The following is a 22438-nucleotide window of genomic DNA, read 5'->3' as shown; positions in this document are numbered from 1 at the left end:
CTCACGCCTCCGGGCTGCGGCGCGCCAGGCGAGCCGGGACGTCGAGCGATGCGAGCAATGCGGCGCTCCGCGTGGAGGGGCCGCGGTCGAGGAGCAGCGCGAGGTCTTCCGGGGCGTCGATGTCGAGGCCGAGACCGGGGAGCCTCCGCACCAGCGGCCGGAGGCCTGCGGCCCGCGCCGCGACCAGGTGGTTGTCGAAGGAGGGCTCGCCGAATTTGAGCGTCATTGAGTCGGGGGGATCGAGGAGAACCGCATTCGTCCCGAAGCCGGACAGCGAGGGCACGAAGATCGCACCGGGCGCCTCCAGGGGCGCATCGGCCAATGCGGCCAGCTCGCCCGGCGTGACGCACGGCACGTCGCCCGGGATGGTGAGGAAGCGCCGCGCGCCGCGGGCGAGGGTCGCTCGCTGGGCGAGAGCGACAGCTTCCGTGTGGCCGCGGTTGGCCTCCTCGCGGAGCGTGCCCGCCCCGTGGCGTCTCGCCAGCGCCTCAACTTCTGGGTCACGCGTGACGACCAGCACCAGGCCGACCTGCGCGCGGGCCAGCGCGTCGAGGACGTCCTCGAGCATGGCGCGCGCCAGATCGCCGCGCTCGGAAGGCGAGAGCAATGGGATCAGCCGCTGCTTGGCATTGACGAGGTCCTTGACGGGGACCGCGACGACGGCGCTCACGCGAGCGCCTCGAGCGCCCGGCGGGCCAGGGCGATTTCCCCCTCCCGGCCGTGCATGACGGTCTCCGTCACGATGGTGCGTATCCCGACGGCTTCGATGCGCGGCGTGAGCGCTGCGTCCTGGTTGTCCACGAGCAGGATGTCGAGCCACGGCGCGTAGGCGGAGGCGACGCCGAGCGCCGACACCTCGAGCCCGCACGCGGCCATGAGACGTCCGGCGGGCCCGGAGACGGCTTGCCCTCCGACGATGGGGCTGACCGCGAGGACGACCGCGTCCGTCGCCTCCAGCGCGCGCGCGATGCCCGGGACGGCGAGGATGGGACCGATGGAGGTGATGGGATTGGACGGACAGACGATGACCGCCTGGGCCGAGGCGATGGCCTCGACGACTCCAGGGGCGGGCAGCGCTACGTTCGCGCCCGCATAGTCCACTTCCACCACCTCGACCTGGGTCTTCTCGCGCACGAAATACTCCTGGAAGCCGAGCCAGCCGTCCGGCCCGCGGACGCACGTCCTCACGGACTGGTCCGACATGGGCAGGACCGCGTGGCTCACGTCAAGGTCCTGCGCGATCTTCGCCGTGACCTCGGTCAGCGTCTGCCCCTCGCGCAGCAGGCGCGTGCGGTGCAGGTGGGTGGCGAGATCACGGTCGCCCAGATTGAACCAGGTCGGTTCGCCGAAGCGGACCATCTCTCCGAGCGTCCTGAAGCTCTCGCTGCGGAGCCCCCAGCCCCGGTCCTCGTCGATCCAGCCGCCCAGCGTGTAGCAGACGGTGTCGAGGTCGGGGGAGACGTGGAGCCCCCAGATCAGCGCATCGTCACCCGTGTTGCCCACGATGGTGAGCGTCCGCGGCGGGACGAGTGCGTCCAGGCCCCGCAGGAGCTTGGCGGCGCCGGTCCCACCGGCGAGGGTGACGATGCGCATGAGGCCGCCGGTCAGTGAAGAGCGGGGGAAGCGCGGCGGTCGCGACCGCGGCCCGCTGCGCTCCAGAGGGCGCTGCCGCCGCGCCAGCCGAAGAGCCCGATGCCGGGACGGCCACGGAGGGCCTCCGGCAGCTCGGCCTCCGGCACGGGAATGAAGCCGAGGCGCACCCACACGCGGTCGAGGCCTTGCGGGCGCGCAAAGAGCGTCTCGACCTTCGCCGCCTCCGCCGAGGCGAGTGCCAGGGCGACCAGACCGGCTGCCGCATCCAGCGCCGGCTCGGGGTCCGCGCCTGGCGCAGCAGTGATGGCCGGCCCGTGGAGCATTGCGGCCCCTCCGGCGCGCTCGAGCAGCGCCGCGCCGACGAGCGTCTCACCTTCCCACGCGCCCCAGCCCGTCGCGACGTCGGCGGGCGACGGCGCCCAGGCCCCGACGAAGCCGAAGAGCTCTCGCGCCTCGCTCCCCGGGTCCGCGAGGGGCCGGAAGGCGAGGCCGTCCCAGCCCTTACTTCTTGCCAAGCACCGCGTCCTTGATGCTCTTGGCCAACCGGAACTTCACGACGCGCTTGGCCGGGATCTTGATCGGCTCGCCGGTCTGCGGGTTGCGGCCCATCCGCGCCTTGCGGTTGGCCAGCACCAGCCGCCCGAAGTGAGGCAGCACGAAGATGTTCTTGGCTTCCTTGATCGCGAGCCCTTCGAGCTGCTCGAAGAGATCGACCACCTGCTTCTTCGCCAGGCCGGTCTTCTGGGCGAGGTGAGCGATGGTGGCGGACTTGGTCATGGGTTTTGCCATTCGGCGATCCTCCGTCTCAGGGTTGAGGGTGAACGATACGGCCACTGCGGATGACCGCGGTCGTCTCGGACAAGGCCGGATTGTAACCCAGCCGCCCGCGCTCGTAAACATCGACATTGCGCGACGCTAGGAGCGGGTCGGAGCCTCGGTCTTTTCCGGATGCACGAAGCGGAATTGGCTCGACGCTGACAGCGCGCGGTAGGAGCCGAAGCGCGCCGCGGCGTCGGTGACGTGGTCGAGCGGCGAGTCGTCCTCGTCCGCGGCGGTCGTGTAGACTTTAAGTAGGTTGTACACCGTATCGCGACGGGCGGGCACGCGCCCCGCCTCTCGGATCAGGCGGCGAAGCTCGGCCGGCGGCACGAGCTGGCCGTAGCCCGCGCCAGCCGACGTGGAGATGGACTCGTTGATGAGCGTGCCGCCGACGTCGTTGGCGCCCGCCGCGAGGAGGTACTGCGCCATCTTCGGTCCTTCCTTCACCCACGAGGACTGGATGTTGCGGAACGTGGGGCCGAGGATCAGGCGGGCGAGGGCGTGCATCTTGATCACCTCGACCCCCGTGGCGCCCTGGCGCACGCCCGGCACGAGCCCCTGCCGGTACATGGGCGCTTCGTGATGGATGAGCGACAGCGGGACGAACTCGGTGAAGCCGCCCGTCTGCCGCTGGATGCTCCGGAGGAGATCCATGTGGCGGATCCAGTGCGCGGGGGTCTCGACGTGGCCGTACATGATGGTCGAGGTGGTCCGGATGCCGAGGGCGTGGGCCGAGGTGATCACTTCGATCCACTGGTCCACGGTGATGCGGCCGCGAGCGATGCGGTCGCGGATCTCCTGGTCGAGGATCTCCGCAGAGGTGCCGGGGAGCGTCCCGAGCCCGGCCTCCCGCAGCGCCTTCAGGAAGTCGGGGATCGACAGCCCCGAGCGCGTCGACCCGTACAGGATCTCCTCCGGCGAGAAGGCGTGGAGGTGCATCTCGGGCACGGCCGCCTTGATGGCGCGGCAGAGATCCACGTAGTAGGAGCCCTCGAGCTTGGGCGGCAGCCCCGCCTGGATGCAGACCTCGCTGGCGCCCATCTCCCACGCCTCGACGGCGCGCCGCACCACCTCGTCCAGCGGGAGGAAGTATCCCTCCTCTTCACGGTGGTCGCGGCTAAAGGCGCAGAAGGTGCAGTGCTTGATGCAGACGTTGGTGAAGTTGATGTTGCGGTTGACGACATAGGTGACGACGTCGCCGGCCTGTCTGCGGCGCATCTCGTCGGCGACGAGGGTCAGCGCGTGGAGCTCGCGGCCGCTCACCTCGGTGAGTCGGATGCCCTCGTCCACCGTCAGCTCACGGCCTTCGAGGGCGCCTCCGAGGATGCGGCGGACGTCGCCGCCGATCCAATCGAGCGCGATGCCGGAAGTCTGGTCCGTACCGTTCAGTTCCACGTTCGCCACCTTTCGAGGTCGGCTCTCACGAGGCCGTCGATGTCCACGAGGGCGCGCACGTGTGGGCGCAGGGCTTCGTGGACGAACTCGGAACGTGCCGCGTACTCGGGATAGACGGCCAGGCGCTCGCGCAGCTCGAGCCCCGCCCGCTCGGTGGCGCGGCGGAGCGCCGCGAGCCCGGGCCACGGCCGCTCGGGGTTGATGTGGTCGGGGGTAAGCGGCGAGACGCCACCCCAGTCGTTGATGCCCGCGTCGGGCAGCCGCGCAAAGTCCGCGTCGGAGAGGTTGGGTGGCACCTGGATGTTCATGTCGGGGCCGAGCAGAAGCCGGGCCACCGCGGCCGTCCGCAGGAGGTCGTCCATCGCCGGCTCGGGGTGGTCCCGCATCGGAATGCCGGGCTTCCGACGGAAGTTCTGGACGATGACTTCCTGGATGTGCCCGTAGCGCTCGTGCAGATCACGGATCGCAAGCAGCGCGTCGACGCGCTCCGCGAGGGTCTCGCCGATGCCGATGAGAATGCCCGTGGTGAAGGGGATCGACAGCTTGCCGGCGAGCGCGATGGTCCGGAGGCGGCGAGCGGGCACTTTGTCGGGGGCGCGGTCGTGGGCGAGGCCCGGGCCGAGCAGGCGCTCCGAGGTCGTCTCAAGCATGATGCCCATGCTGACGTTGACCTCGCGGAGCGACGACAGGTCACGCTCGCCCATCACGCCCGGATTGGCGTGGGGCAGGAGGCTCGTCTCGCTGACGACCAGCGCCGAGACAGCGCGCAGATAGTCGAGCGTCGTCCTGTGCCCCATGCGCCGCAGGAACTGGCGGTATTCGGGGAATAGCGCCTCCGGCCGGTCGCCCAGCGAGAAGAGCGCTTCCTTGGCGCCGAGGCGCTCGCCCGCATGGGCGAGCGTCACGACCTGCTCCGGCGTCATGGTCAGTGCGCCCGGGTCGCCTGGATCGCGGCGGAAGGTGCAGTACCCGCAGTAGTCGCGGCAGAGATTGGTCAGCGGTACGAAGACCTTGGCCGAGAAGGTCATGCGGCGGCCGCGACCCCGGTCCCTCGCCGCCGCCGCTGCGGCGAGCAGATCTGGCATCAGCGACGCGGGCGTGCCAAGCAGGGCGACTGCCTCCTCCGCTGAGGGTACGCGGCCCTCCGCGGCGCGCTCGACCGCGGCTAGCTCGCGTAGCGCCACTGGAGGACCTTCCCTGGCCTGACCTTGATCATGGTTCCCTTGTCTCGCGAGAGCCCCATGCCGCGATACTGAGGGTACTTCGACAGGAGAAGGTCGATGCCGGCGGCGAAGTCGCGCCCGGCCGTGAGGATCTCGGCGAGCCCCTGGATGATGACCCAGCGGAGCCGGCGCCAGTCCTCGTCGTAGTGGTCGATCACGACGGAGACCTTGGGGTTCTCGCGGATGTTGCGCACGCGCTTGAGGTCACCCGCGCGCTTGGGCTTGGCGTCAATGGCCGAGACGAGCGCCTCGCCGTCCCAAGCGTAACAAAACGGCACGACCAGCGGTTGGCCCGCCCCGTCCGCCGTGGCGAGCCGGCCCAGACGGGCGCTCGCGATGAACTCGCATACGTCGGCCGGCAGGGGGCTCATGCGGTGATCCGGTGAGGGCCCGAGCTGCCGCGCATCCGGGGGCGGACCTCTTCGGCGAAACGCTCCATGATGGCGAGCCAGCCCCGAAGGTCCTGCGCGACCGGGTCGAAGACGAAGTGGGTGACGCCGAGCGCCTCGTAGGCTTTGAGGTCCCCGATCACCTCGGCGGCCGTGCCCCGGAAGAGCTGCCGCTCGCCTCCCGCGGGCTTGGCGCGCTTCGGGAGCACTTCCAGCGGGCAGCGGAAGGACAGCGTGATCGCCCTCGGATCACGCCCGGCCTTCCGCGCCCAGTCGCGGATAATGGCGACCTTGTCGCGGTACTCTTCCGGGAGCAGCATGGCGGGAGGCCTGAGGCCGATGGGATGCCATCCGTCAGAAAGCTCGCCTGCCCGGCGCAGCGCGGCGTCCGTGTGCCCGCCGACCCAGATCGGGATGCCGCCCTTCTGCCGCGGCTTGGGCATGGCGCTGACCGGTCCCATACCGTAGAAGGCGCCCTGCCAATCCACCGGCTCGCGGGTCCAGCACGCGCGCATGAGATGCAGATACTCGTCGGTGACCGCTCCACGCCGCTCGAAGGGCTCGGCGTGGAGCGCCTCGAACTCCTCCTTGAACCAGCCGACACCCGCCCCGAGGATGATGCGGCCTCCCGAAAGCACATCCAGCGTCGCCAGCATCTTGGCCGTGACCACGGGATTGCGGTAGGGGATGACCAGCACACTCGTCCCGAGCCTCACGCGCGACGTCTCGCCGGCGAGGTAGCTCATCAGCGTCAGCGGCTCGAGGTACCCGTTCCGCCAGTCGCCGGCGAACTTGCCCGTCGGAGAGTACGGATACGGCGCGCTCTGGCTCGCCGGGATCACGACGTGGTCCGTGACGAAGATCGACGAGTAGCGGAGCTCATCTGCCTTGCGCGCAAGCTTGGTCAGGATTTCGGGGGTGGCAAGCGATCCGCGGCCGGGAAGGGCGAAGCCGAAGTCCATGGGTGGCCATATTGCTCGCCACCCGGTGGCCTGTCAAGGCAAGGCCGACCGTCGTCAGCAGGCCAACATGTCAACCGGCAGGACCAGGTCCGGGCGTCCTCTCGCTCTCAGAACGCGATTCACCAACCTTAAGCTGTATAGTAAGTTATAGCTCCTAAGAAGGTGATTATTTGCGCTAAAGACTTGACCTCTAACTAGATGATCTTGGCGAGTGTCAGTCTGGTGACGCTTTGGGGATGGCTGTGCTAGGTTGAGAAATACCATGCGGTTGCCCTACAAGGTGTTCATGACTTCGGCGCTCGTGATCGTGGCGTTGGTCGGGGTCGCCACCTGGTGCCTGCTCGCCATCAGCCGGTTGGTCGACGTCAATCGAGGTATCGCGACTCAGTCTCTACCGGCCCTTCGGATGGGCATCTCGCTGCGCGAGCAGCTGGGCGGCTTCACGCGGACCGAGGTGGACGCCAGGCCGGCCGCGGCGGAGCCTGCGCAAAGGACCTGGAACGACCGCGCCGCACGGATGGCCAAGGACTTCGACCGCTTGCGCTCCTTCCTCAGCAGCGAGGAGGAGCGGTCGCAGCACCAGGACGCGATCGTCGCCCTTGCCGTCTACCGCCGGCTCGCGGCGATGGGGCCCGGCCTCGACGCCGAGCGGCGCTTCGCGGCCGACCGGACGGGGGCGTACCTCGATCGGATGCTGGGCGCCACGTACGGCGCGCTCGAGGGAGCCCAAATCGAGGCGCGGCAGCTCGAGGGACACACGTGGAACACCGTGTTCTGGGCACTCCTGGCGAGCCTGGCGGCAGCGCTCGCGCCGACGGCCTTCCTGGCCGAGCACCTCAGGCGCTCGCTGCGCCGGCTCTCGATCGCCACGGCCCAGCTGGCCGACGGCGCCTTCACGCATCCGCTTCCCGTGACGAGCCGCGACGAAATCGGGGAGCTGGCGCGCTCCTTCAACCGCATGGCTGAGCGCCTTCGCGAGGTGGACCACCTCAAGGAGGAGTTCTTCTCGCACATCTCGCACGAGCTGCGAACGCCGCTCACCTCGGTCAAGGAGGCGACCCATCTGCTGCTCGATCGCGTGCAGGGGCCGCTCACGGCCAAGCAGGCGCGACTGGTGGACATCATCGCCGCGAGCTCGGATCGGCTCCTTCGGTTGGTGAACCGAGTGCTCGAGCTCTCGCGCCTCCGCGCGCGCCTGCTCCCGCTCGAGCGTCGCGCGGTGGACATGGAGAAGGTCGGCGTGCGTGCGCTCGAGGAGCTTCGCCCGCAGGTCGAGGACAAGGGCCTGGTAGTCGGGCGCGCCACCAGCGGCTTGAATTTTGCGCTCCGGGGCGGCGAGGACCGGTTGCTCCGCGTGGTCGTCAACCTGGTCGGCAATGCCATCAAGTTCACGCCTCACGGGGCTGCGGTGACGGTCGGACTGACCGACTTGGGTCCCGAGGTCGAGATCGCGGTCGCTGACGCTGCGCACGCGCCGAGCGGAGCAGGGACTGGTCGAGGAGGTGGTGGAGGACACGGGCTGCGGCATGTCCGAGGAGACGCGGGCGCGCGTCTTCGATCTCTTCTTCACTACCAAGGACAGCGGCACCGGCCTCGGCATGGCCATCGCGCGCACCGTCGTGGAGCAGCACGGGGGACGCATGGACATCCGGAGCCAGCTCGGGCGGGGCACGCAGGCCCGGGTGCTCCTGCCGCTGGGGGCGCCATGAAGCCGGTCGTGCTTGTGGTGCCATGAAGCCGGTAGTGCTGGTTGTTGACGACGAGCCCGCGATCGCGGAGGGCCTGCGGCTCATTCTCGAGCGCGAAGGCTACGTCGTGGAAACGGCGGTGAGCACGGCTGAAGCGGCCGCGCGCCTGGACGGCCGGGACTTCTCCGTGGCGCTCGTGGATCTCGTTCTGCCCGACGGCGACGGCATCGGTCTCCTGAGGCTGCTCAAGAGCCGCGACCCCGACATCGAGGTCATCATCATGACGGGCCACGGCTCGATCTCGAAGGCCGTGGAGGCGACCAAGGAAGGCGCCTTCTACTTCGTGACCAAGCCCTTCGACTCGGCCGAGATGCTGACCCTGCTCGGCAAGGCGCTCGAGCGGCGGCAACTCCTGGCCGAAACCTCCGACCTGAAGCGGCAGCTGGCGGAGCAGATGGGGTACGGCGAGATGCTCGGAGGTTCGCCCACGATGCGGCGCGTGTTCGAGCTGCTCGACTCGGTCGCCGCGTCCGACGCCAACGTCTTTATCGTGGGAGAGAGCGGCACGGGCAAGGAGTTGGCTGCCAACGCCGTCCACGCCAAGAGCCCGCGCGCCCAAGGACCCCTGATCAAGATCAACTGCGCCGCGCTGCCGAAGGACCTCATCGAGTCCGAGCTATTCGGGCACGTGAAGGGCGCCTTCACGGGCGCCACCTCGGACCGGCCGGGCCTCCTCGAGGAGGCCCACAAGGGGTCTCTCCTCCTCGACGAGATCACGGAGATGCCGCCGGACCTCCAGGCCAAGCTCCTGCGCGTGCTGGAAGACCGGAGCGTGCGGCGCCTGGGCGGCAGCCGCGCCGTGCCCGTCGATTTCCGGCTCATCTCCTCGACGAACCGCGACCCCGAGGCCGCGGTCCGCGACGGCTCTCTGAGACAGGACCTCTACTTCCGCATCAACACCGTAACGGTGGAATTGCCGCCGCTCCGGGAGAAGACCCACGATATCCCCCTCCTCGTGAAGGGCTTCCTCGACCGCTTCCGGCTCAAGCACAACAGGCAGGTGGAGGGGATAGACCCCGAGGCGTTCAGGCGGCTTCTGTCGTACCTGTGGCCCGGCAACGTGCGCGAGCTCGAGCACGTCATTGAGCGCGCCGTGCTGGTGGCCCGCGGGCGGGAGGTGACGACGGCGGATCTGCCCGAAGCCCTCAACGCCGGCGCGCCGCTCCTGACTGCCATCCCGCCCGCCGGGTCCCTCGAGGAGATCGAGCGTCTCTCGATAGTGCGCGCGCTCGAAGCGACCGGGTGGAACAAGCAAGCGGCGGCGGCCATCCTGGGCCTTCGCCGGCCCACCCTGTACTCGAAGATGCGACGCCACGACATTCCCCAGCGGCGCACCTAGGGCGAACGTTCGCTCCTCGACGGTGTCAGGCCCTACCGTCACGCCGGTGACGTCTTCGCTGACACTGTGTCTCTAAGTACCTGATAATCGACCCCTCCCCGCGGGCCCCCGGATTGCAGCTAGGGCGCGCGGGAGGTGGCGCCGATGATGAAGATGCTGGTGGTCGACGACGATCCGGCTTGGCGGGCTCTGTATCGGATGGGCTTCGAGGGAGACTTCGAAGTCTTCGAAGCGGTGGACGGGCTCGACGCGTTGGCGGCCCTCGACCTGGTGCGGCCGGATATCATCGTGCTCGACCTCCGAATGCCTCACCTCGACGGCATGGGTTTCCTTCGCCAGATGGAGCGGCGCGGGTCGAAGGTCCCGGTAATCGTCTGTTCGGGCACGTTCACCATGGACAGCCCACCCGCTATCCCGGGCATGTTTCCGGCTCAGAAGAGCCCCGACCTCCGCACTGTCTGGAGCGCTCTTGAGGTCGCGCTGCCTCGACCAGTCGAGACAGACGTGAATCTCAAGTCCCGCCGCGCAGTCGAAGAGACCGTCTGGCGCGACTGACGCCGTAATCGCTCCCCCCTCGGCCCCTGCCTAGTGCCGAGGCAGTTTTCAGCATCTGCCTACCAATTGGGCAGATGTCTGTCTCGAGGTCTCTCCCTTTCGCCGTACAAGCATTTGATTTTTCTCGCCCTCGTGGAATACAGACGCCCGGCATGACAGGTGCAAACCAAGGCGCCCCGGGAGGACTTAATGAAAAAGATCGAAGCTATCATCAAGCCGTTCAAGCTCGACGACGTGAAGGAGGCCCTGACGGGCATCGGCGTCATCGGCATGACGGTCTCCGAGGTCCGCGGCTTTGGTAGGCAGAAGGGGCACACGGAGCTCTACCGCGGCGGCGAGTACACCGTGGATTTCCTCCCCAAGATCAAGATCGAGGTAGTTGTGCCCGACAGCCTCGTGGACAAGGTCGCCGGCGTCCTCGCCGGGGCGGCCAAGACCGGCAATATCGGTGACGGCAAGATCTTCGTCCATCCCGTGGACACGGCGATTCGTATTCGCACCGGCGAGCGCGACGAGAGCGCCCTGTGACCGGAAAGGTCAGGGAGGAAAGGCGGTAATGAGAGTGTCCCGGGTATTCTTGCTCATCCTGCTGATGGCGGTCCTGGGTCTGTGCGCTGCCAGCCCGGTCCTCGCCCAGGCCCCGGCGGCCGCTCCGCCGGCTCCTGCCGCCGCCGCCCCCGCGGCGCCGGCTCCGAAGATCGACACCGGGGACACCGCGTGGGTGTTGATGTCTTCGGCCCTCGTGCTCCTCATGACGGCGCCCGGGCTCGCGCTCTTCTACGGCGGCATGGTCAGGCAGAAGAACGCTCTCGGCACGCTGATGCAAAGCTTCATCATCCTGGCCCTGATCTCGGTGCAGTGGGTGCTCTGGGGCTACAGCCTGGCCTTCGGGCCCGACAAGGGAGGCATCATCGGGGGGCTCGAGTGGGTCGGGCTGCGCGGCGTCGGCGCCGAGCCGAATCCGACCTACGCCGCGACCATCCCGCACCAGGCCTTCATGCTCTTCCAGATGATGTTCGCCGTGATTACGCCGGCGCTCATCACCGGCGCTTTCGCCGAGCGCAAGAAGTTTTCGACCTTCATCATCTTCGTGCTGGCGTGGGCGACGCTCGTCTACGATCCGCTCGCCCACTGGGTCTGGGCGGACGGCGGGTGGCTGCGCAAGCTGGGCGCGCTCGACTTCGCCGGCGGTACGGTCGTGCACATCTCCTCCGGCGTCTCTGCGCTGGCGGCCGTGCTGGTCATCGGCAAGCGCAAGGGCTACGGCCAGCAGCCCATGCCGCCCCACAACCTGCCCATGACGGTCATGGGCGCGAGCCTGCTCTGGTTCGGCTGGTTCGGCTTCAACGCGGGCAGCGCTCTCGGGGCGAACGGCGTAGCGGCCAACGCGTTCACGACGACCAACACGGCCGCGGCCGCGGCGGCGCTCGGCTGGATGCTGACCGAGTGGAGCTCGCGAGGTAAACCCACGGTGTTGGGGGCCGCCTCGGGCGCCGTCGCGGGCTTGGTGGCAGTTACGCCTGCCGCCGGTTTCGTCACGCCTATGGCTGCGCTCGTCATCGGAGGGCTCGCCGGCATCCTCTGCTACACGGCTTGCAACCTCAAGACCAAGCTCGGCTACGACGACTCGCTCGACGTCGTCGGCGTGCACGGCGTCGGCGGCACCTGGGGGGCGCTCGCCACCGGGATCTTCGCCACCAAGACCGTCAACGACGCCGGGGCCAACGGGCTCCTCTACGGCGACCCGGGACAGCTCTGGAAGCAGCTGGTGGCCGTGGTCGCGACGATCGTGCTGGGCTTCGTGATGACGGTGGTCATCCTCAAGGTGCTGGACGCAATCATGGGCCTGCGCGTTAGCGAGGACGACGAGATGGCGGGGCTCGACCTCTCGCAGCACTCGGAGACGGCCTATGCCCTCGGCGGATCCTCGTATGGAGAGTACGGGATGAGCGGCCCCGGGAGCGGCGCGTTCGCGGAGGCCATGAAGGCGGCCCAGGCCAAGCGCCCGGCCCATTGACGCATCGAACAGGAGCGCTTAGTGTAGCGAGGCCGGTGGGGCAGCGACGCTCCACCGGCCCGGCATTTTAGTCCCACGTCATCTCAAAGGAGGCGGAACGCATGACCCCGAAGGACGTACTGAAGATGGCCAAGGAGAAGGGCGTCAAGATAGTCGATCTGCGCTTCATCGATCTCCCCGGCCTCTGGCAGCATTTCTCGATCCCGGTTTCCGAGCTGAACGAGGGCATCTTCCAGGACGGCCTCGGGTTCGACGGCTCGTCTATTAGAGGCTTCCAGACCATCGACGAGTCGGACATGTTGCTCATTCCCGACCCCTCGACGGCGCAGATGGACCCGTTCACCGCGGTGCCGACCCTCGTCCTCATCTGCAACGTCAAGGACCCGATCACGGGCAAGGCCTACACCCGCGACCCCCGCTACGTGGCGCAGAAGGCCGAGGCCTACGTCAAGAAGTCGGGCGCCGGGGACACGATCTTCATCGGGCCCGAGCTCGAGTTCTTCTTCTTCGATTCGATCCGCTTCGACCAGAGCTACAACTACGGCTTCTATTTCATCGACTCCGAGGCCGGCGCGTGGAACTCGGGCCGGGAGGGTACGCCGGACCGCCCGAACCTCGGCTACAAGCCGCGCTACAAGCAGGGCTACTTCCCCGTGCCGCCGATGGACCAGTTCCAGGACATCCGCTCCGATATGGTGCTGGCGCTGGAGTCGGTCGGTGTCCGGGTCGAGGTGCACCACCACGAGGTCGCGACGGGCGGGCAGACCGAAATCGACATGCGCTTCGACACGCTGACGAAGATGGCGGACAAGGTCTGCTGGTACAAGTACTGCGCGAAGAACACCGCGAAGAAGTGGGGCAAGACGGCGACCTTCATGCCCAAGCCGCTCTTCCAGGACAACGGCTCCGGCATGCACACCCACCAGTCCATCTGGAAGAACGGCAAGAACCTCTTCTACGAGCGGGGTGGGTACGCCGATATCTCGAAGATGTGCCTCCACTACATCGGTGGCATCCTCAAGCACGCGCCCGCGCTCTTGGCGTTCATCGCGCCCAGCACCAACAGCTACAAGCGACTCGTGCCCGGCTACGAGGCGCCGATCAACCTCGTCTACAGCCAGCGCAACCGCTCGGCCGCCATCCGCATCCCGATGTACAGCAAGTCCGAGGGGGCGAAGCGCATCGAGTTCCGTACGCCTGATAACACGTGCAACCCCTATCTCTCCTTCGCCGCGTGCGTGATGGCGGGGCTCGACGGCGTCGCGAACAAGATCGATCCGGGCAAGCCGGTGGACAAGGACCTGTACGAGCTGCCGCCGGCTGAGCAAAAGAAGATCAAGCAGCTGCCGGGCTCGCTCGATATCGTGCTGGACAACCTGGAGAAGGACCACGACTTCCTGCTGAAGGGGGACGTGTTCACGCCGGATCTGATCGAGACGTGGATCGAGTACAAGCGGAAGAACGAGGTGGACCCCGTCCGGCTGCGTCCGCATCCGTACGAGTTCGCCCTCTACTACGACATCTAGCCTGCCGGCGGTACAGGACGGCCCTCGGCGCCAGGCGCACCGGGGGCCGTCGTGCGTCCGGGGCTGGGCGGGGGCTGTTGCTCACTCAGTAGGCGATGCCCACTGCTTGCGCGACGGCTGGGCAGGCGGCGCGATCTATAGGGCGCCTAATCGCCCGATTCTTCAGGCACGCGAGGTGGCATTGTCCTTGCTCCTGCACGGATGCATGAAAACCCAACGATGGAGAGTCCTGATCATCGATGATCACGCCCCGTCCCGGGCGGTCGTGGCTGAGGCCGTCGGCTCCCAGGGGGGTACCGTCGTGGGGAATGGCAGCCGCGTTGAGGATGCCGTGCGGCTCGTGGACAAGCACCGCCCCGACGTCCTGCTGCTCGCGGTCGGGCTGCCGGACGGCGACGGCGTCGAGGCGGCCCGTCAGGTGATGGCGGCCCTCCCGTGCCCCATCGTTCTCCTGACCAGCCATGCCGATCCCGACGTCGCGGCGCGCGCCGTCCACGCCGGGGTCCTGGCGTTCCTCGTCAAGCCGCTCAGACCGGCGGAGCTGGCGCCGGCCCTCGACGTGGCGGTCTCCCGCTTCCGCGATCTCGAGGCCGCGCGATTGGAGAACGAAGCGCTCAGGCGGAAGCTTGAATCGCGCAAGCTAGTGGACCGCGCGAAGGGGCTCCTCATGACCCGGCTCGGGATGAGCGAGCCGGAAGCCTTCCGGCGCATCCAGAAGACGGCCATGGATACCAGGAGGACTATGGCCGAGGTCGCCCAGGCCCTCCTGCTCACGGACGGGATGGGTCCACTCCGCCCCGCACGCTAGCGTTGCCGTTTTCTGAGGCAGAACCTGGCCGCTGCCTACCAAGTAGGCAGCGGCCTCGTCATATCCGGCGTGTGTTTAGCCGTAATTGTTGAGAAATACTGACGGCCCTCCCGGGCATGGCGCTTGCTGTCCCAGAAGCGCGGCGCGCCGAGACAGCGGGGTCTGAGGCCGAGCGCCGGTTCTCCCAATGGACAGGGCCCGATGAAGGGCCCAACCACTCACCCCGAAGTCAGAAGGAGACGGACATGCAAGACTTCTCGCGCAGGGACTTCCTCAAGACGACCGCGGCCGCCGGCCTCGGCGCGGCTGCGGGGATCGGCTTTCCTTCCGTCCTCCGCGCCCAGGGCGGCGGCACGGTCAAGGTGGGCGTTCTCCACTCACTCTCCGGCACCATGGCGATCAGCGAAGTGTCGCTCCGTGACGTCTGCATGATGGCGTTCGAGGAGATCAACGCTAAGGGCGGGGTCCTGGGCAAGAAGATCGAGCCCGTGGTCGTGGACCCAGCCTCGAACTGGGACCTCTTCGCCGAAAAGGCGAAGCAGCTGCTCCTCCAGGACAAGGTGGCGGTCACGTTCGGCTGCTGGACCTCGGTCAGCCGGAAGTCGGTGCTGCCCGTGTTCGAGAACAACGAAGGCCTGCTCTTCTACCCCGTGCAGTACGAGGGCGAGGAGTGCTCGAAGGCCGTCTTCTACACCGGGGCCACGCCGAACCAGCAGCTGATCCCGGCGGCCGAGTACCTGATGTCGAAGGAGGGCGGCGGGTACAAGAAGTTCTACCTGCTCGGCACCGACTACGTTTTCCCGCGCACGGCCAACAAGATCCTGCGCGCGTTCCTGCTCGCGAAGGGCGTGCCGGCGGACAATATCGCCGAGGAGTACACGCCGTTCAATCACCAGGACTACCAGACCATCGTCGGCAAGATCAAACGCTTCGCCTCCGGCGGCGGAGCCACGGTGCTCTCGACGATCAACGGCGACAGCAACGTGCCCTTCTACAAGGAGTTCTCCAACCAGGGCCTGCGCTCCGAGACCGCGCCGATCATGGCCTTCAGCGTGGCCGAGGACGAGCTGCGCGGTATGGACACCTCCGCGCTGGTCGGCCATCTCGCGGCCTGGAACTACTACCAGTCGGTCGACACACCGCAGAACAAGAAGTTCATCCAGGCGTTCAAGAACTACTGCGAGAAGAACAAGCTGCCCGGCGGGTCCAAGCGCGTCACGGACGACCCGATGGAGGCGGCCTACTTCGGCGTCTACATCTGGAAGCAGGCCGTCGAGAAGGCCAAGTCGTTCGACGTGGCGGCGGTCCGCAAGGCCGTCTACGGCCAAACCTTCCTGGCGCCGGGCGGGCAGATCAAGATGGACGAGGTCAACCACCACACCTACAAGCCGGTGCTGATCGGCGACATCCTCAAGGACGGCCAGTTCAAGGTCGTCTCGCGCTCGAAGGGCCTGGTCAGGGCCGAGCCGTGGAGCAAGTACACGAGCCCCGACAAGGGCTGCGACTGGGTCAACCAGAAGGGTACGTACCAGAAGAAGGCCTAGCCACTTACGTGATCACGCGTCTGCTGTTGGCGCTCGCGCTGCTGCCGGGGCTCACTGTCCCGGCAGCGGCGCAGGGTGCGGCTCCGTCACCGGCGCCGGAGATCGTCAAAGCCATCGCCGCGGTCGCCTCGAGCGACGCTGCCGTGCAAGAGGCGGCGGCGGTCGCTCTCGGCAAGACCGGCGACCGCAAGCTCCTGCCGCTGCTGGAAGCTCTTCGCGAAGGCAGCGTCTATGTCCGCTCGCTGCCGGGAGGTAAGAGGGAGACCGTCATCGTCGGGGACAAGGTCAACGAGGGCGACAAGACCCTGGTCCCGATCTTCACCGCCTACGGCCGCGAGCCGATTCGGAGTGCCGACGGCAAGCCGCTTCTCGCCGATCTCTCCAAGCTCGCAGAGGTCGCGACGGGGCGGAGCCTGCGCCTCGTCCTCCGGCCGCTGATCGATGCGTTCTCGGGAACGACGCAGCTGGCCGACCCGGACTGGACCGTCCGGCAGGCCGCCGCCGTGAAGATGGGCAATGGCGGCGATCCCGGCGCGCTGCCGACGCTGACCGAGGCCCTCGCGAAAGAGAAGGACAGGTGGGTGCGCTACGCGATCGAGGAAGCGATTGCCCTCATCCACCTGAAGTCGGGCTCACCCGCCGAGCGGGTCAACGCCGCCACCAGGCTAGGCGCTCTCGGCAGCGGCGACGCCCTCGATCGGCTTCGCGAGATAGCGGATGCCCCCGGCACGCCGCCCGCGCTCAAGCAGGCCTCGGCGGAAGCCGTCAAGCGGGTCGAGCGCTGGACGCTCCTGACCCAGGCGATCCAGGTCATGTTCCAGGGGGTGTCGCTGTCCTCTATCCTGCTCCTGATGGCTCTCGGCCTCGCCATCATCTTCGGCCTGATGGGCGTCATCAACATGGCGCATGGCGAGCTGATGGCGCTCGGCGCCTACGCCACCTACGTGACGCAGGGGTGGTTCCAGGGGCACGCTCCGGGAATCTTCGGGTACTACTTCCTCGTGGCGCTCCCACTGTCGTTCCTCGTGGCGGGCGCGGCCGGCTTTGCCCTCGAGCGCGGCGTGATCCGGTTCCTCTACGGCCGGCCGCTCGAGACCCTGCTGCTGACCTGGGGCATCAGCCTCATGATCCAGCAGGGGCTGCGCCTCTGGTTCGGCGCGGCGAACGTGGACGTGATCTCGCCCACGTGGCTTTCAGGCGGCGTGCCGGTGATGGTCGGAATCCAGCTGCCCTACAACAGGCTCTTCATCATCGGGCTGGCGACGGTCGCCGTGGCCGGGATGTATCTTCTGCTCTTCAAGACCGACGCGGGTCTGCGGGTCCGCGCGGTGACGCAGAATCGCGGGATGGCGGCCTGCCTCGGCGTCCGCTCCCGCCGCGTGGACGCCCTCACGTTCGCCCTGGGCGCGGGGCTGGCCGGTATCGCCGGCTGCGCGCTGACCCAGATCGGCAACGTGGGGCCGGAGCTCGGGCAGAACTACATCGTCGACTCCTTCATGGTGGTCGTGACGGGGGGCGTCGGCAAGCTCCTCGGGACCATCCTGGCCGCGCTCGGCATTGGCGGGCTCAACAAGATCATCGAGCCGGGCCTCGGCGCCGTGTTCGGAAAGGTCGCGATCCTCGTGGTCGTGATCCTGTTCATCCAGCGGCGTCCGTCCGGGCTTTTCGCGGCGAAGGGACGCTATGCAGACTCGTGAGCGCTGGGCGTTCCTCGCCGCGGCCGTCCTCCTCGTCGTGGTGCTGCCAGCGCTGAACGCGCTGCCACAGGGCTCGCCGTTCGGAGTCTCCAACTTTACGCTGAACCTCTTCGGCAAGTACCTGACCTACGCCATCTTGGCACTGGGGATCGATTTAATCTGGGGCTATGCGGGCGTGCTCTCGCTCGGCCACGGCGTCTTCTTCGGTCTCGGCGCCTACGCCATGGGCATGCACCTCATGCTCGAGATCGGGGCCAAGGGCGTGTACCAGAACGTGCTGCCGGACTTCATGGTCTGGAACCGCGTGACGGAGCTGCCGCTGTTCTGGAGGCCCTTCTACAGCGCCCTGTTCACCCTGCTGGCCGTGGTGCTCGTTCCCGGCATCGTTGCAGCGGTTTTCGGTTTTCTCACCTTCAGGAGCCGGATCCGGGGCGTCTACTTCTCGATCATCACCCAGGCGCTGGCGCTCTGCGCCTGGCTCACGTTCAACCGCAACGCGATGAACCTCGGCGGCACCAACGGCCTCTCCGGCTTCAAGACCATGTTCGGGTTTCCGCTCAATGAGGCGAGCACCCAGCGCGGGCTCTACGTCGTCACCGCCCTGTGCCTCTGCGGCGCGTACCTGCTCTGCCGGTGGATCGTGCGCTCTCCGGCGGGCAGGGTCCTGGTCGCCATCCGCGACAGCGAGACGCGCGTGCTCTTCTGCGGGTATTCTCCGGCGGCGTTCAAGCTCTTCGTCTTCACCGTGTCGGCGGCTCTCGCGGGCGTGGCGGGCGCGCTGTACGTCGGGCAGGTCGGCATCATCACGCCCGCCAGGATCGGGGTGCTGCCGTCCATCGAGATGATCATCTGGGTCGCGGTGGGCGGGCGGGGAACGCTCATCGGGCCGGTCGTCGGGGCCTTCGGCGTCAACTGGCTCCAGAGCATCCTGACGACGCACTACCCGGATCTCTGGATCCTCGTGCTGGGCGGGATGTTCGTGGCCGTCGTCCTCTTTGTCCCCGACGGCATCGTGGGGACGGCGCAAAAGCTGATGGCGCGCTTCGGCGCGGCCAAGACGCCCGAGCCCGCGCCGGCCCGGAGTGAAAAGGCCAAGGCCGTAGAGGTGACGCCCCGATGAGCGCTTGCGCGAAGAGGCCCTGCTGCAGCGCGACGTCATTCACACCAGGGCAGCTCGCATGACCGTGGGCGCCTCGCCGAGAGGCTCGATCATCTACCTCGAGGACGTCACCGTCGACTTCGACGGCTTCAAGGCGCTCAATGGGCTCAACTTCTACATGGACTACAAGGAGCTGCGGGTCGTCATCGGGCCCAACGGGGCCGGCAAGACGACGCTCCTCGACGTCATCTCGGGCAAGGTCCAGCCGAGCGCGGGGCGCGTGATCTTCGGCCGCAACATCGACCTGGTCGGACGGCGGGAGAACGAGATCGCGGGGCTTGGCATCGGGCGAAAGTTCCAGACGCCGTCCATCTTCGCCAACCTCACGGTGAGGGAGAACCTCGAGCTGGCGCTCGCGCGCTCGAGCAAGGGCGTGTTCCCCACGCTCAAGGCTCGGCTCAGCGGGGAGCAGCGGGAACGGATCGACGCCACCCTCGACAGCATCGGGCTCCTCGGTCAGGCGGGGGACCGGGCCGGCGGGCTCTCCCACGGGGAGAAGCAGTGGCTCGAGATCGGTATGGTCATGGTCCAGGACGCGGAGCTCCTTCTCGTGGACGAGCCCGTCGCCGGCATGACCGACGAGGAGACCGAGAAGACCGGGCGGCTGCTGCAGGGAGTCGCAGAGGAAAGGGCGGTCCTCGTCATCGAGCACGACATGGAGTTCGTCCGCCGGATCGCGCGCACGGTCACGGTGCTTCACGAGGGCGGGGTGCTGTGCGAGGGGCCGGTGGACAAGATCCAGAGTGACGAGCGTGTGATGGAGGTCTACTTGGGACGGAGCCGCGACGCCGATGCTTGAGGTCTCCCATGCTTGAGATTGGGGGCCTCGACGTCGCCTACGGCGAGAGCCAGGTGCTCTGGGACGTCTCGCTCCACGTGCCCGCGGGCGGGGTCGTGTGCCTGATGGGCCGGAACGGCGTCGGCAAGACGACCCTGCTCAAGAGCATCATGGGGCTCCTGCCGGCTCGCTCGGGGCGCATCGTCTTCGACGGCACGGACCTCGCACGCCTCCGGCCGGAGGAGCGGGCGGCCTGCGGCATCGGCTACGTGCCGCAGGGACGTGAGATCTTCCCGAACCTGACCGTGGCGGAGAACCTGCGGGTCGGCTTTCTCGGGCGGCCCAAGTCGGCGGGCAACGGCAGGCTCGCGCAGGCCGATATCGAGCAGGTGTTCGACCTGTTCCCGAAGCTCAAGCAGCTTCTCTCCCGCAAGGGCGGCGTGCTGTCGGGCGGGGAGCAGCAGCAGTTGGCGATTGCGCGGGTCCTCCTGGCGCGGCCGAAGCTCCTTCTCATGGACGAGCCGACCGAGGGCATCCAGCCGAACGTGATACTCCAGATCGAAGATGCCATCCAGCGCATCAAGGAGCGCGGCATCGCCGTCCTCCTGGTCGAGCAGTACCTCGAGTTCGCCTGGCGTCTGGCCGGCTCCTACGCCATCATGCGCAAGGGCGCCATCGTCGCAAGCGGTTCGACCTCCGAGCTGCGCCATGATGTGGTAAGACAGCACCTGACCGTTTGACGTAAGATCATCCGGCCATGCACCTGACCCCCCGAGAGCAGGACAAGCTGCTGATCTTCACCGCCGCCGAGGTGGCGCGCAGGCGGCGGGGCCGCGGTCTCAAGCTGAACTACCCCGAGGCGCTGGCCCTCATCACCGCCGAGGTGCTCGAAGGCGTCCGCGACGGAAGGAGCGTGTCCGAGCTCATGGCCTTCGGCATCACCGTCCTCAAGCGGGACGACGTCATGGACGGCGTGCCGGAGATGCTCGAGGAGGTGCAGGTCGAGGGCACCTTCCCCGACGGCACGAAGCTGGTCACGATCCACCATCCCATCCGATGACGGGGTAGAAATGATCCCAGGCGAGTACATCCTCGGCGACGGCGACATCGAGGCGAATGCGGGCCGGCACACCGTCGAGCTGACAGTGTCAAACACGGGAGACCGGCCCATCCAGGTCGGCTCGCACTTTCACTTCTTCGAAGCCAACCGCGCGCTTCGCTTCGAGCGGGCGAAGGCCTGGGGCATGAGGCTCAACGTGCCCGCTGGCACCGCCGTCCGATTCGAGCCGGGTGATGAGAAAGCGGTGACGCTCGTGGAGCTGGCGGGCGCGCGGGAGGTCCACGGGCTCAACGCGCTAGCCGACGGCAGGGTGGACGCGGCGCGCCGAGACGCCGCGGTGAAGAAGGCCGCCCAGGCCGGCTTCCAGGGGGCGTGAGGCCATGAGTCTCCGGCTGCCCCGGCGGCAGTACGCGGACCTCTACGGTCCGACCGTGGGTGACCGCGTCAGGCTCGCGGACACGGACATCCTCATCGAGGTCGAAAAGGACTTCACGGTCTACGGCGACGAGATCAAGTTCGGCGGCGGCAAGGTCATCCGCGACGGCATGGGCCAGTCGGCGCGCGCCACCGCCGCGGATGGAGTCCTCGACCTCGTCATCACCAACGCCCTCGTCCTCGACCACTGGGGAATCGTCAAAGGAGACATCGGGATCCGCGGAGGGCGCATCGTCGGCGTGGGCAAGGCCGGCAACCCCGACATCCAGGCCGGCGTCACGCCCGGCATGATCGTCGGCGCCTCGACGGAGGTCATCGCGGGCGAAGGACGCATCGTCACTGCGGGCGGCATCGACAGCCACATCCACTTCATCTGCCCTCAGCTCGTCGACGAGGCGCTCTCGGCCGGGCTGACGACTCTCATCGGCGGCGGCACGGGCCCCGCGACCGGCACCAACGCCACGACCTGCTCCGCTGGGGCGTGGAACATTCACCGGATGCTCGAGGCCTCGGACGGCCTGCCGATCAACCTCGGCTTCCTTGGGAAAGGAAATGCCTCCAGGTTCGACCCGCTTCGGGAGCAGGTGGCCGCGGGCGCCATCGGGCTCAAGCTCCACGAGGACTGGGGGACCACTCCAGCCGCCATCGACGCCTGCCTCTCCGTGGCCGAGGAGATGGACGTGCAGGTCGCCATACACACGGACACCCTGAACGAGGCGGGCTTCGTCGAGGACTCGATCAAGGCCTTCAAGGGCCGGACCATCCACACGTATCATACGGAAGGCGCAGGAGGCGGGCACGCGCCCGACATCATCAAGGTCTGCGGCGAGCCCAACTGTCTCCCGTCCTCGACCAACCCGACCATGCCGTTCACGGTCAACACCATGGACGAGCATCTCGACATGCTCATGGTATGCCACCATCTCGATCCCAAGATCCCGGAGGACCTGGCCTTCGCGGAGTCCCGGATCCGCGCGGAGACGATCGCCGCGGAGGACGTGCTCCACGACCTGGGCGCGATCAGCATGCTCTCCTCGGACTCGCAGGCCATGGGACGCATCGCGGAGGTGATCACGCGCACCTGGCAGACGGCGGACAAGATGAAGAAGCAGCGAGGCGCTCTGCCGGGCGACGGCAGGAACGACAACGTCCGCGCCAAGCGCTACGTCGCCAAGTACACGATCAACCCGGCCATCTCGCACGGCATCGCGCACGAGGTGGGCTCGATCGAGGCGGGCAAGCTGGCCGATCTCGTCATCTGGAAGCCGGCCTTCTTCGGCGTCAAGCCCGAGCTCGTCCTGAAGAGCGGCTTCATCGTGACGGCGGCCATGGGCGATCCCAGCGCCTCGATCCCGACACCCCAGCCGGTGCGCTACCGGCCCATGTTCGCC

Annotated in this window: 23 protein-coding genes; 15 read left to right on the top strand and 8 right to left on the bottom strand. The window is 67.7% G+C overall.

Translation table 11 applies throughout. The annotated features are described in order from the left end of the window. Position 1 precedes the first annotated feature (1 nt). The 8 genes from cofC to VGV06_01215 all read right to left on the bottom strand — a co-directional run bounded on the left by cofC (position 2) and on the right by VGV06_01215 (position 6381). Entirely contained in the window at positions 2-670 is a 669-nt protein-coding gene (gene cofC, locus VGV06_01250; GenBank protein HEV2053780.1) for a 2-phospho-L-lactate guanylyltransferase, read from the bottom strand. After that, positions 667-1593, bottom strand: a complete 927-nt coding sequence (cofD, locus tag VGV06_01245) for a 2-phospho-L-lactate transferase (GenBank protein ID HEV2053779.1) — start codon at positions 1591-1593, stop codon at positions 667-669. The genes cofC and cofD overlap by 4 nt, the downstream gene beginning before the upstream one ends. An 11-nt stretch (positions 1594-1604) precedes the next feature. Then, entirely contained in the window at positions 1605-2108 is a 504-nt protein-coding gene (locus tag VGV06_01240) for a hypothetical protein (protein HEV2053778.1), read from the bottom strand. After that, positions 2095-2382 (bottom strand): HU family DNA-binding protein, encoded by a 288-nt coding sequence (locus VGV06_01235; protein HEV2053777.1) that lies wholly within the window; start codon positions 2380-2382, stop codon positions 2095-2097. Before VGV06_01235 ends, VGV06_01240 begins: the two co-directional genes overlap by 14 nt. Before the next feature lie 126 nt (positions 2383-2508). Further along, positions 2509-3759, bottom strand: coding sequence for a 5-amino-6-(D-ribitylamino)uracil--L-tyrosine 4-hydroxyphenyl transferase CofH (gene cofH / locus VGV06_01230; protein HEV2053776.1), 1251 nt, complete (start codon positions 3757-3759; stop codon positions 2509-2511). 38 nt (positions 3760-3797) lie between these two features. Beyond that, positions 3798-4991: a 7,8-didemethyl-8-hydroxy-5-deazariboflavin synthase CofG gene (gene cofG / locus VGV06_01225; protein ID HEV2053775.1), complete on the bottom strand. Its 1194-nt coding sequence runs from the start codon at positions 4989-4991 to the stop codon at positions 3798-3800. Then, a complete protein-coding gene (locus VGV06_01220) occupies positions 4973-5401 on the bottom strand; it encodes a TIGR03668 family PPOX class F420-dependent oxidoreductase (protein ID HEV2053774.1) in 429 nt (142 codons plus the stop codon). Before VGV06_01220 ends, cofG begins: the two co-directional genes overlap by 19 nt. Continuing rightward, positions 5398-6381, bottom strand: a complete 984-nt coding sequence (locus VGV06_01215; protein ID HEV2053773.1) for an LLM class F420-dependent oxidoreductase — start codon at positions 6379-6381, stop codon at positions 5398-5400. The genes VGV06_01220 and VGV06_01215 overlap by 4 nt, the downstream gene beginning before the upstream one ends. 286 nt (positions 6382-6667) lie before the next feature. Here VGV06_01215 and VGV06_01210 point away from each other — a divergent pair, with 286 nt between their 5' ends. The 15 genes from VGV06_01210 to ureC all read left to right on the top strand — a co-directional run. Then, entirely contained in the window at positions 6668-8116 is a 1449-nt protein-coding gene (locus tag VGV06_01210) for a HAMP domain-containing sensor histidine kinase (GenBank protein HEV2053772.1), read from the top strand. Between the two features lie 8 nt (positions 8117-8124). After that, entirely contained in the window at positions 8125-9468 is a 1344-nt protein-coding gene (locus VGV06_01205) for a sigma-54 dependent transcriptional regulator (GenBank protein HEV2053771.1), read from the top strand. A gap of 144 nt (positions 9469-9612) precedes the next feature. After that, positions 9613-10023 (top strand): response regulator, encoded by a 411-nt coding sequence (locus tag VGV06_01200; GenBank protein ID HEV2053770.1) that lies wholly within the window; start codon positions 9613-9615, stop codon positions 10021-10023. A 189-nt stretch (positions 10024-10212) separates the two neighbouring features. Next, positions 10213-10551 (top strand): P-II family nitrogen regulator, encoded by a 339-nt coding sequence (locus tag VGV06_01195; protein HEV2053769.1) that lies wholly within the window; start codon positions 10213-10215, stop codon positions 10549-10551. Positions 10552-10579: 28 nt separating this feature from the next. Continuing rightward, the gene (locus VGV06_01190; protein ID HEV2053768.1) at positions 10580-12040 is read left to right on the top strand and encodes an ammonium transporter; all 1461 of its coding nucleotides are present in this window, start codon (positions 10580-10582) and stop codon (positions 12038-12040) included. 101 nt (positions 12041-12141) lie between these two features. Further along, the gene (gene glnA, locus VGV06_01185; protein HEV2053767.1) at positions 12142-13566 is read left to right on the top strand and encodes a type I glutamate--ammonia ligase; all 1425 of its coding nucleotides are present in this window, start codon (positions 12142-12144) and stop codon (positions 13564-13566) included. A gap of 205 nt (positions 13567-13771) precedes the next feature. Continuing rightward, positions 13772-14374: an ANTAR domain-containing protein gene (locus VGV06_01180; protein HEV2053766.1), complete on the top strand. Its 603-nt coding sequence runs from the start codon at positions 13772-13774 to the stop codon at positions 14372-14374. A 245-nt stretch (positions 14375-14619) separates the two neighbouring features. Beyond that, complete coding sequence (gene urtA, locus VGV06_01175; GenBank protein ID HEV2053765.1) at positions 14620-15918, top strand: urea ABC transporter substrate-binding protein; 1299 nt, start codon at positions 14620-14622, stop codon at positions 15916-15918. Positions 15919-15926: 8 nt separating this feature from the next. Further along, positions 15927-17615, top strand: coding sequence for an urea ABC transporter permease subunit UrtB (gene urtB, locus VGV06_01170; protein HEV2053764.1), 1689 nt, complete (start codon positions 15927-15929; stop codon positions 17613-17615). Next, positions 17602-18735, top strand: a complete 1134-nt coding sequence (gene urtC, locus VGV06_01165) for an urea ABC transporter permease subunit UrtC (protein ID HEV2053763.1) — start codon at positions 17602-17604, stop codon at positions 18733-18735. Before urtB ends, urtC begins: the two co-directional genes overlap by 14 nt. 58 nt (positions 18736-18793) lie before the next feature. Continuing rightward, entirely contained in the window at positions 18794-19573 is a 780-nt protein-coding gene (gene urtD, locus VGV06_01160) for an urea ABC transporter ATP-binding protein UrtD (GenBank protein ID HEV2053762.1), read from the top strand. Between the two features lie 8 nt (positions 19574-19581). Beyond that, the gene (gene urtE / locus VGV06_01155; GenBank protein ID HEV2053761.1) at positions 19582-20292 is read left to right on the top strand and encodes an urea ABC transporter ATP-binding subunit UrtE; all 711 of its coding nucleotides are present in this window, start codon (positions 19582-19584) and stop codon (positions 20290-20292) included. A gap of 17 nt (positions 20293-20309) precedes the next feature. Then, positions 20310-20612, top strand: coding sequence for an urease subunit gamma (locus VGV06_01150; GenBank protein ID HEV2053760.1), 303 nt, complete (start codon positions 20310-20312; stop codon positions 20610-20612). A 10-nt stretch (positions 20613-20622) separates the two neighbouring features. Next, complete coding sequence (locus tag VGV06_01145) at positions 20623-20988, top strand: urease subunit beta (GenBank protein HEV2053759.1); 366 nt, start codon at positions 20623-20625, stop codon at positions 20986-20988. A 4-nt stretch (positions 20989-20992) separates the two neighbouring features. Beyond that, on the top strand, positions 20993-22438 hold a 1446-nt coding region (gene ureC / locus VGV06_01140; protein HEV2053758.1), incomplete at its 3' end, for an urease subunit alpha.

The sequence above is a fragment of the Candidatus Methylomirabilota bacterium genome (assembly GCA_035936835.1).
Classification (GTDB): Bacteria; Methylomirabilota; Methylomirabilia; order Rokubacteriales; family CSP1-6; genus AR37.
This window is presented reverse-complemented; position numbering and strand designations above follow the sequence as displayed.

Coding starts and splice junctions, on each gene's coding strand:
- urtC (HEV2053763.1), top strand. CDS start 17,602: ATGCAGACTCGTGAGCGCTGGGCGTTCCTCGCCGCGGCCGTCCTCCTC.
- VGV06_01145 (HEV2053759.1), top strand. CDS start 20,623: ATGATCCCAGGCGAGTACATCCTCGGCGACGGCGACATCGAGGCGAAT.
- cofD (HEV2053779.1), bottom strand. CDS start 1,593: ATGCGCATCGTCACCCTCGCCGGTGGGACCGGCGCCGCCAAGCTCCTG.
- VGV06_01195 (HEV2053769.1), top strand. CDS start 10,213: ATGAAAAAGATCGAAGCTATCATCAAGCCGTTCAAGCTCGACGACGTG.
- VGV06_01180 (HEV2053766.1), top strand. CDS start 13,772: ATGAAAACCCAACGATGGAGAGTCCTGATCATCGATGATCACGCCCCG.
- urtD (HEV2053762.1), top strand. CDS start 18,794: ATGACCGTGGGCGCCTCGCCGAGAGGCTCGATCATCTACCTCGAGGAC.
- VGV06_01150 (HEV2053760.1), top strand. CDS start 20,310: ATGCACCTGACCCCCCGAGAGCAGGACAAGCTGCTGATCTTCACCGCC.
- VGV06_01210 (HEV2053772.1), top strand. CDS start 6,668: ATGACTTCGGCGCTCGTGATCGTGGCGTTGGTCGGGGTCGCCACCTGG.
- glnA (HEV2053767.1), top strand. CDS start 12,142: ATGACCCCGAAGGACGTACTGAAGATGGCCAAGGAGAAGGGCGTCAAG.
- VGV06_01215 (HEV2053773.1), bottom strand. CDS start 6,381: ATGGACTTCGGCTTCGCCCTTCCCGGCCGCGGATCGCTTGCCACCCCC.
- urtA (HEV2053765.1), top strand. CDS start 14,620: ATGCAAGACTTCTCGCGCAGGGACTTCCTCAAGACGACCGCGGCCGCC.
- VGV06_01235 (HEV2053777.1), bottom strand. CDS start 2,382: ATGGCAAAACCCATGACCAAGTCCGCCACCATCGCTCACCTCGCCCAG.
- urtE (HEV2053761.1), top strand. CDS start 19,582: ATGCTTGAGATTGGGGGCCTCGACGTCGCCTACGGCGAGAGCCAGGTG.
- VGV06_01190 (HEV2053768.1), top strand. CDS start 10,580: ATGAGAGTGTCCCGGGTATTCTTGCTCATCCTGCTGATGGCGGTCCTG.
- VGV06_01200 (HEV2053770.1), top strand. CDS start 9,613: ATGATGAAGATGCTGGTGGTCGACGACGATCCGGCTTGGCGGGCTCTG.
- VGV06_01220 (HEV2053774.1), bottom strand. CDS start 5,401: ATGAGCCCCCTGCCGGCCGACGTATGCGAGTTCATCGCGAGCGCCCGT.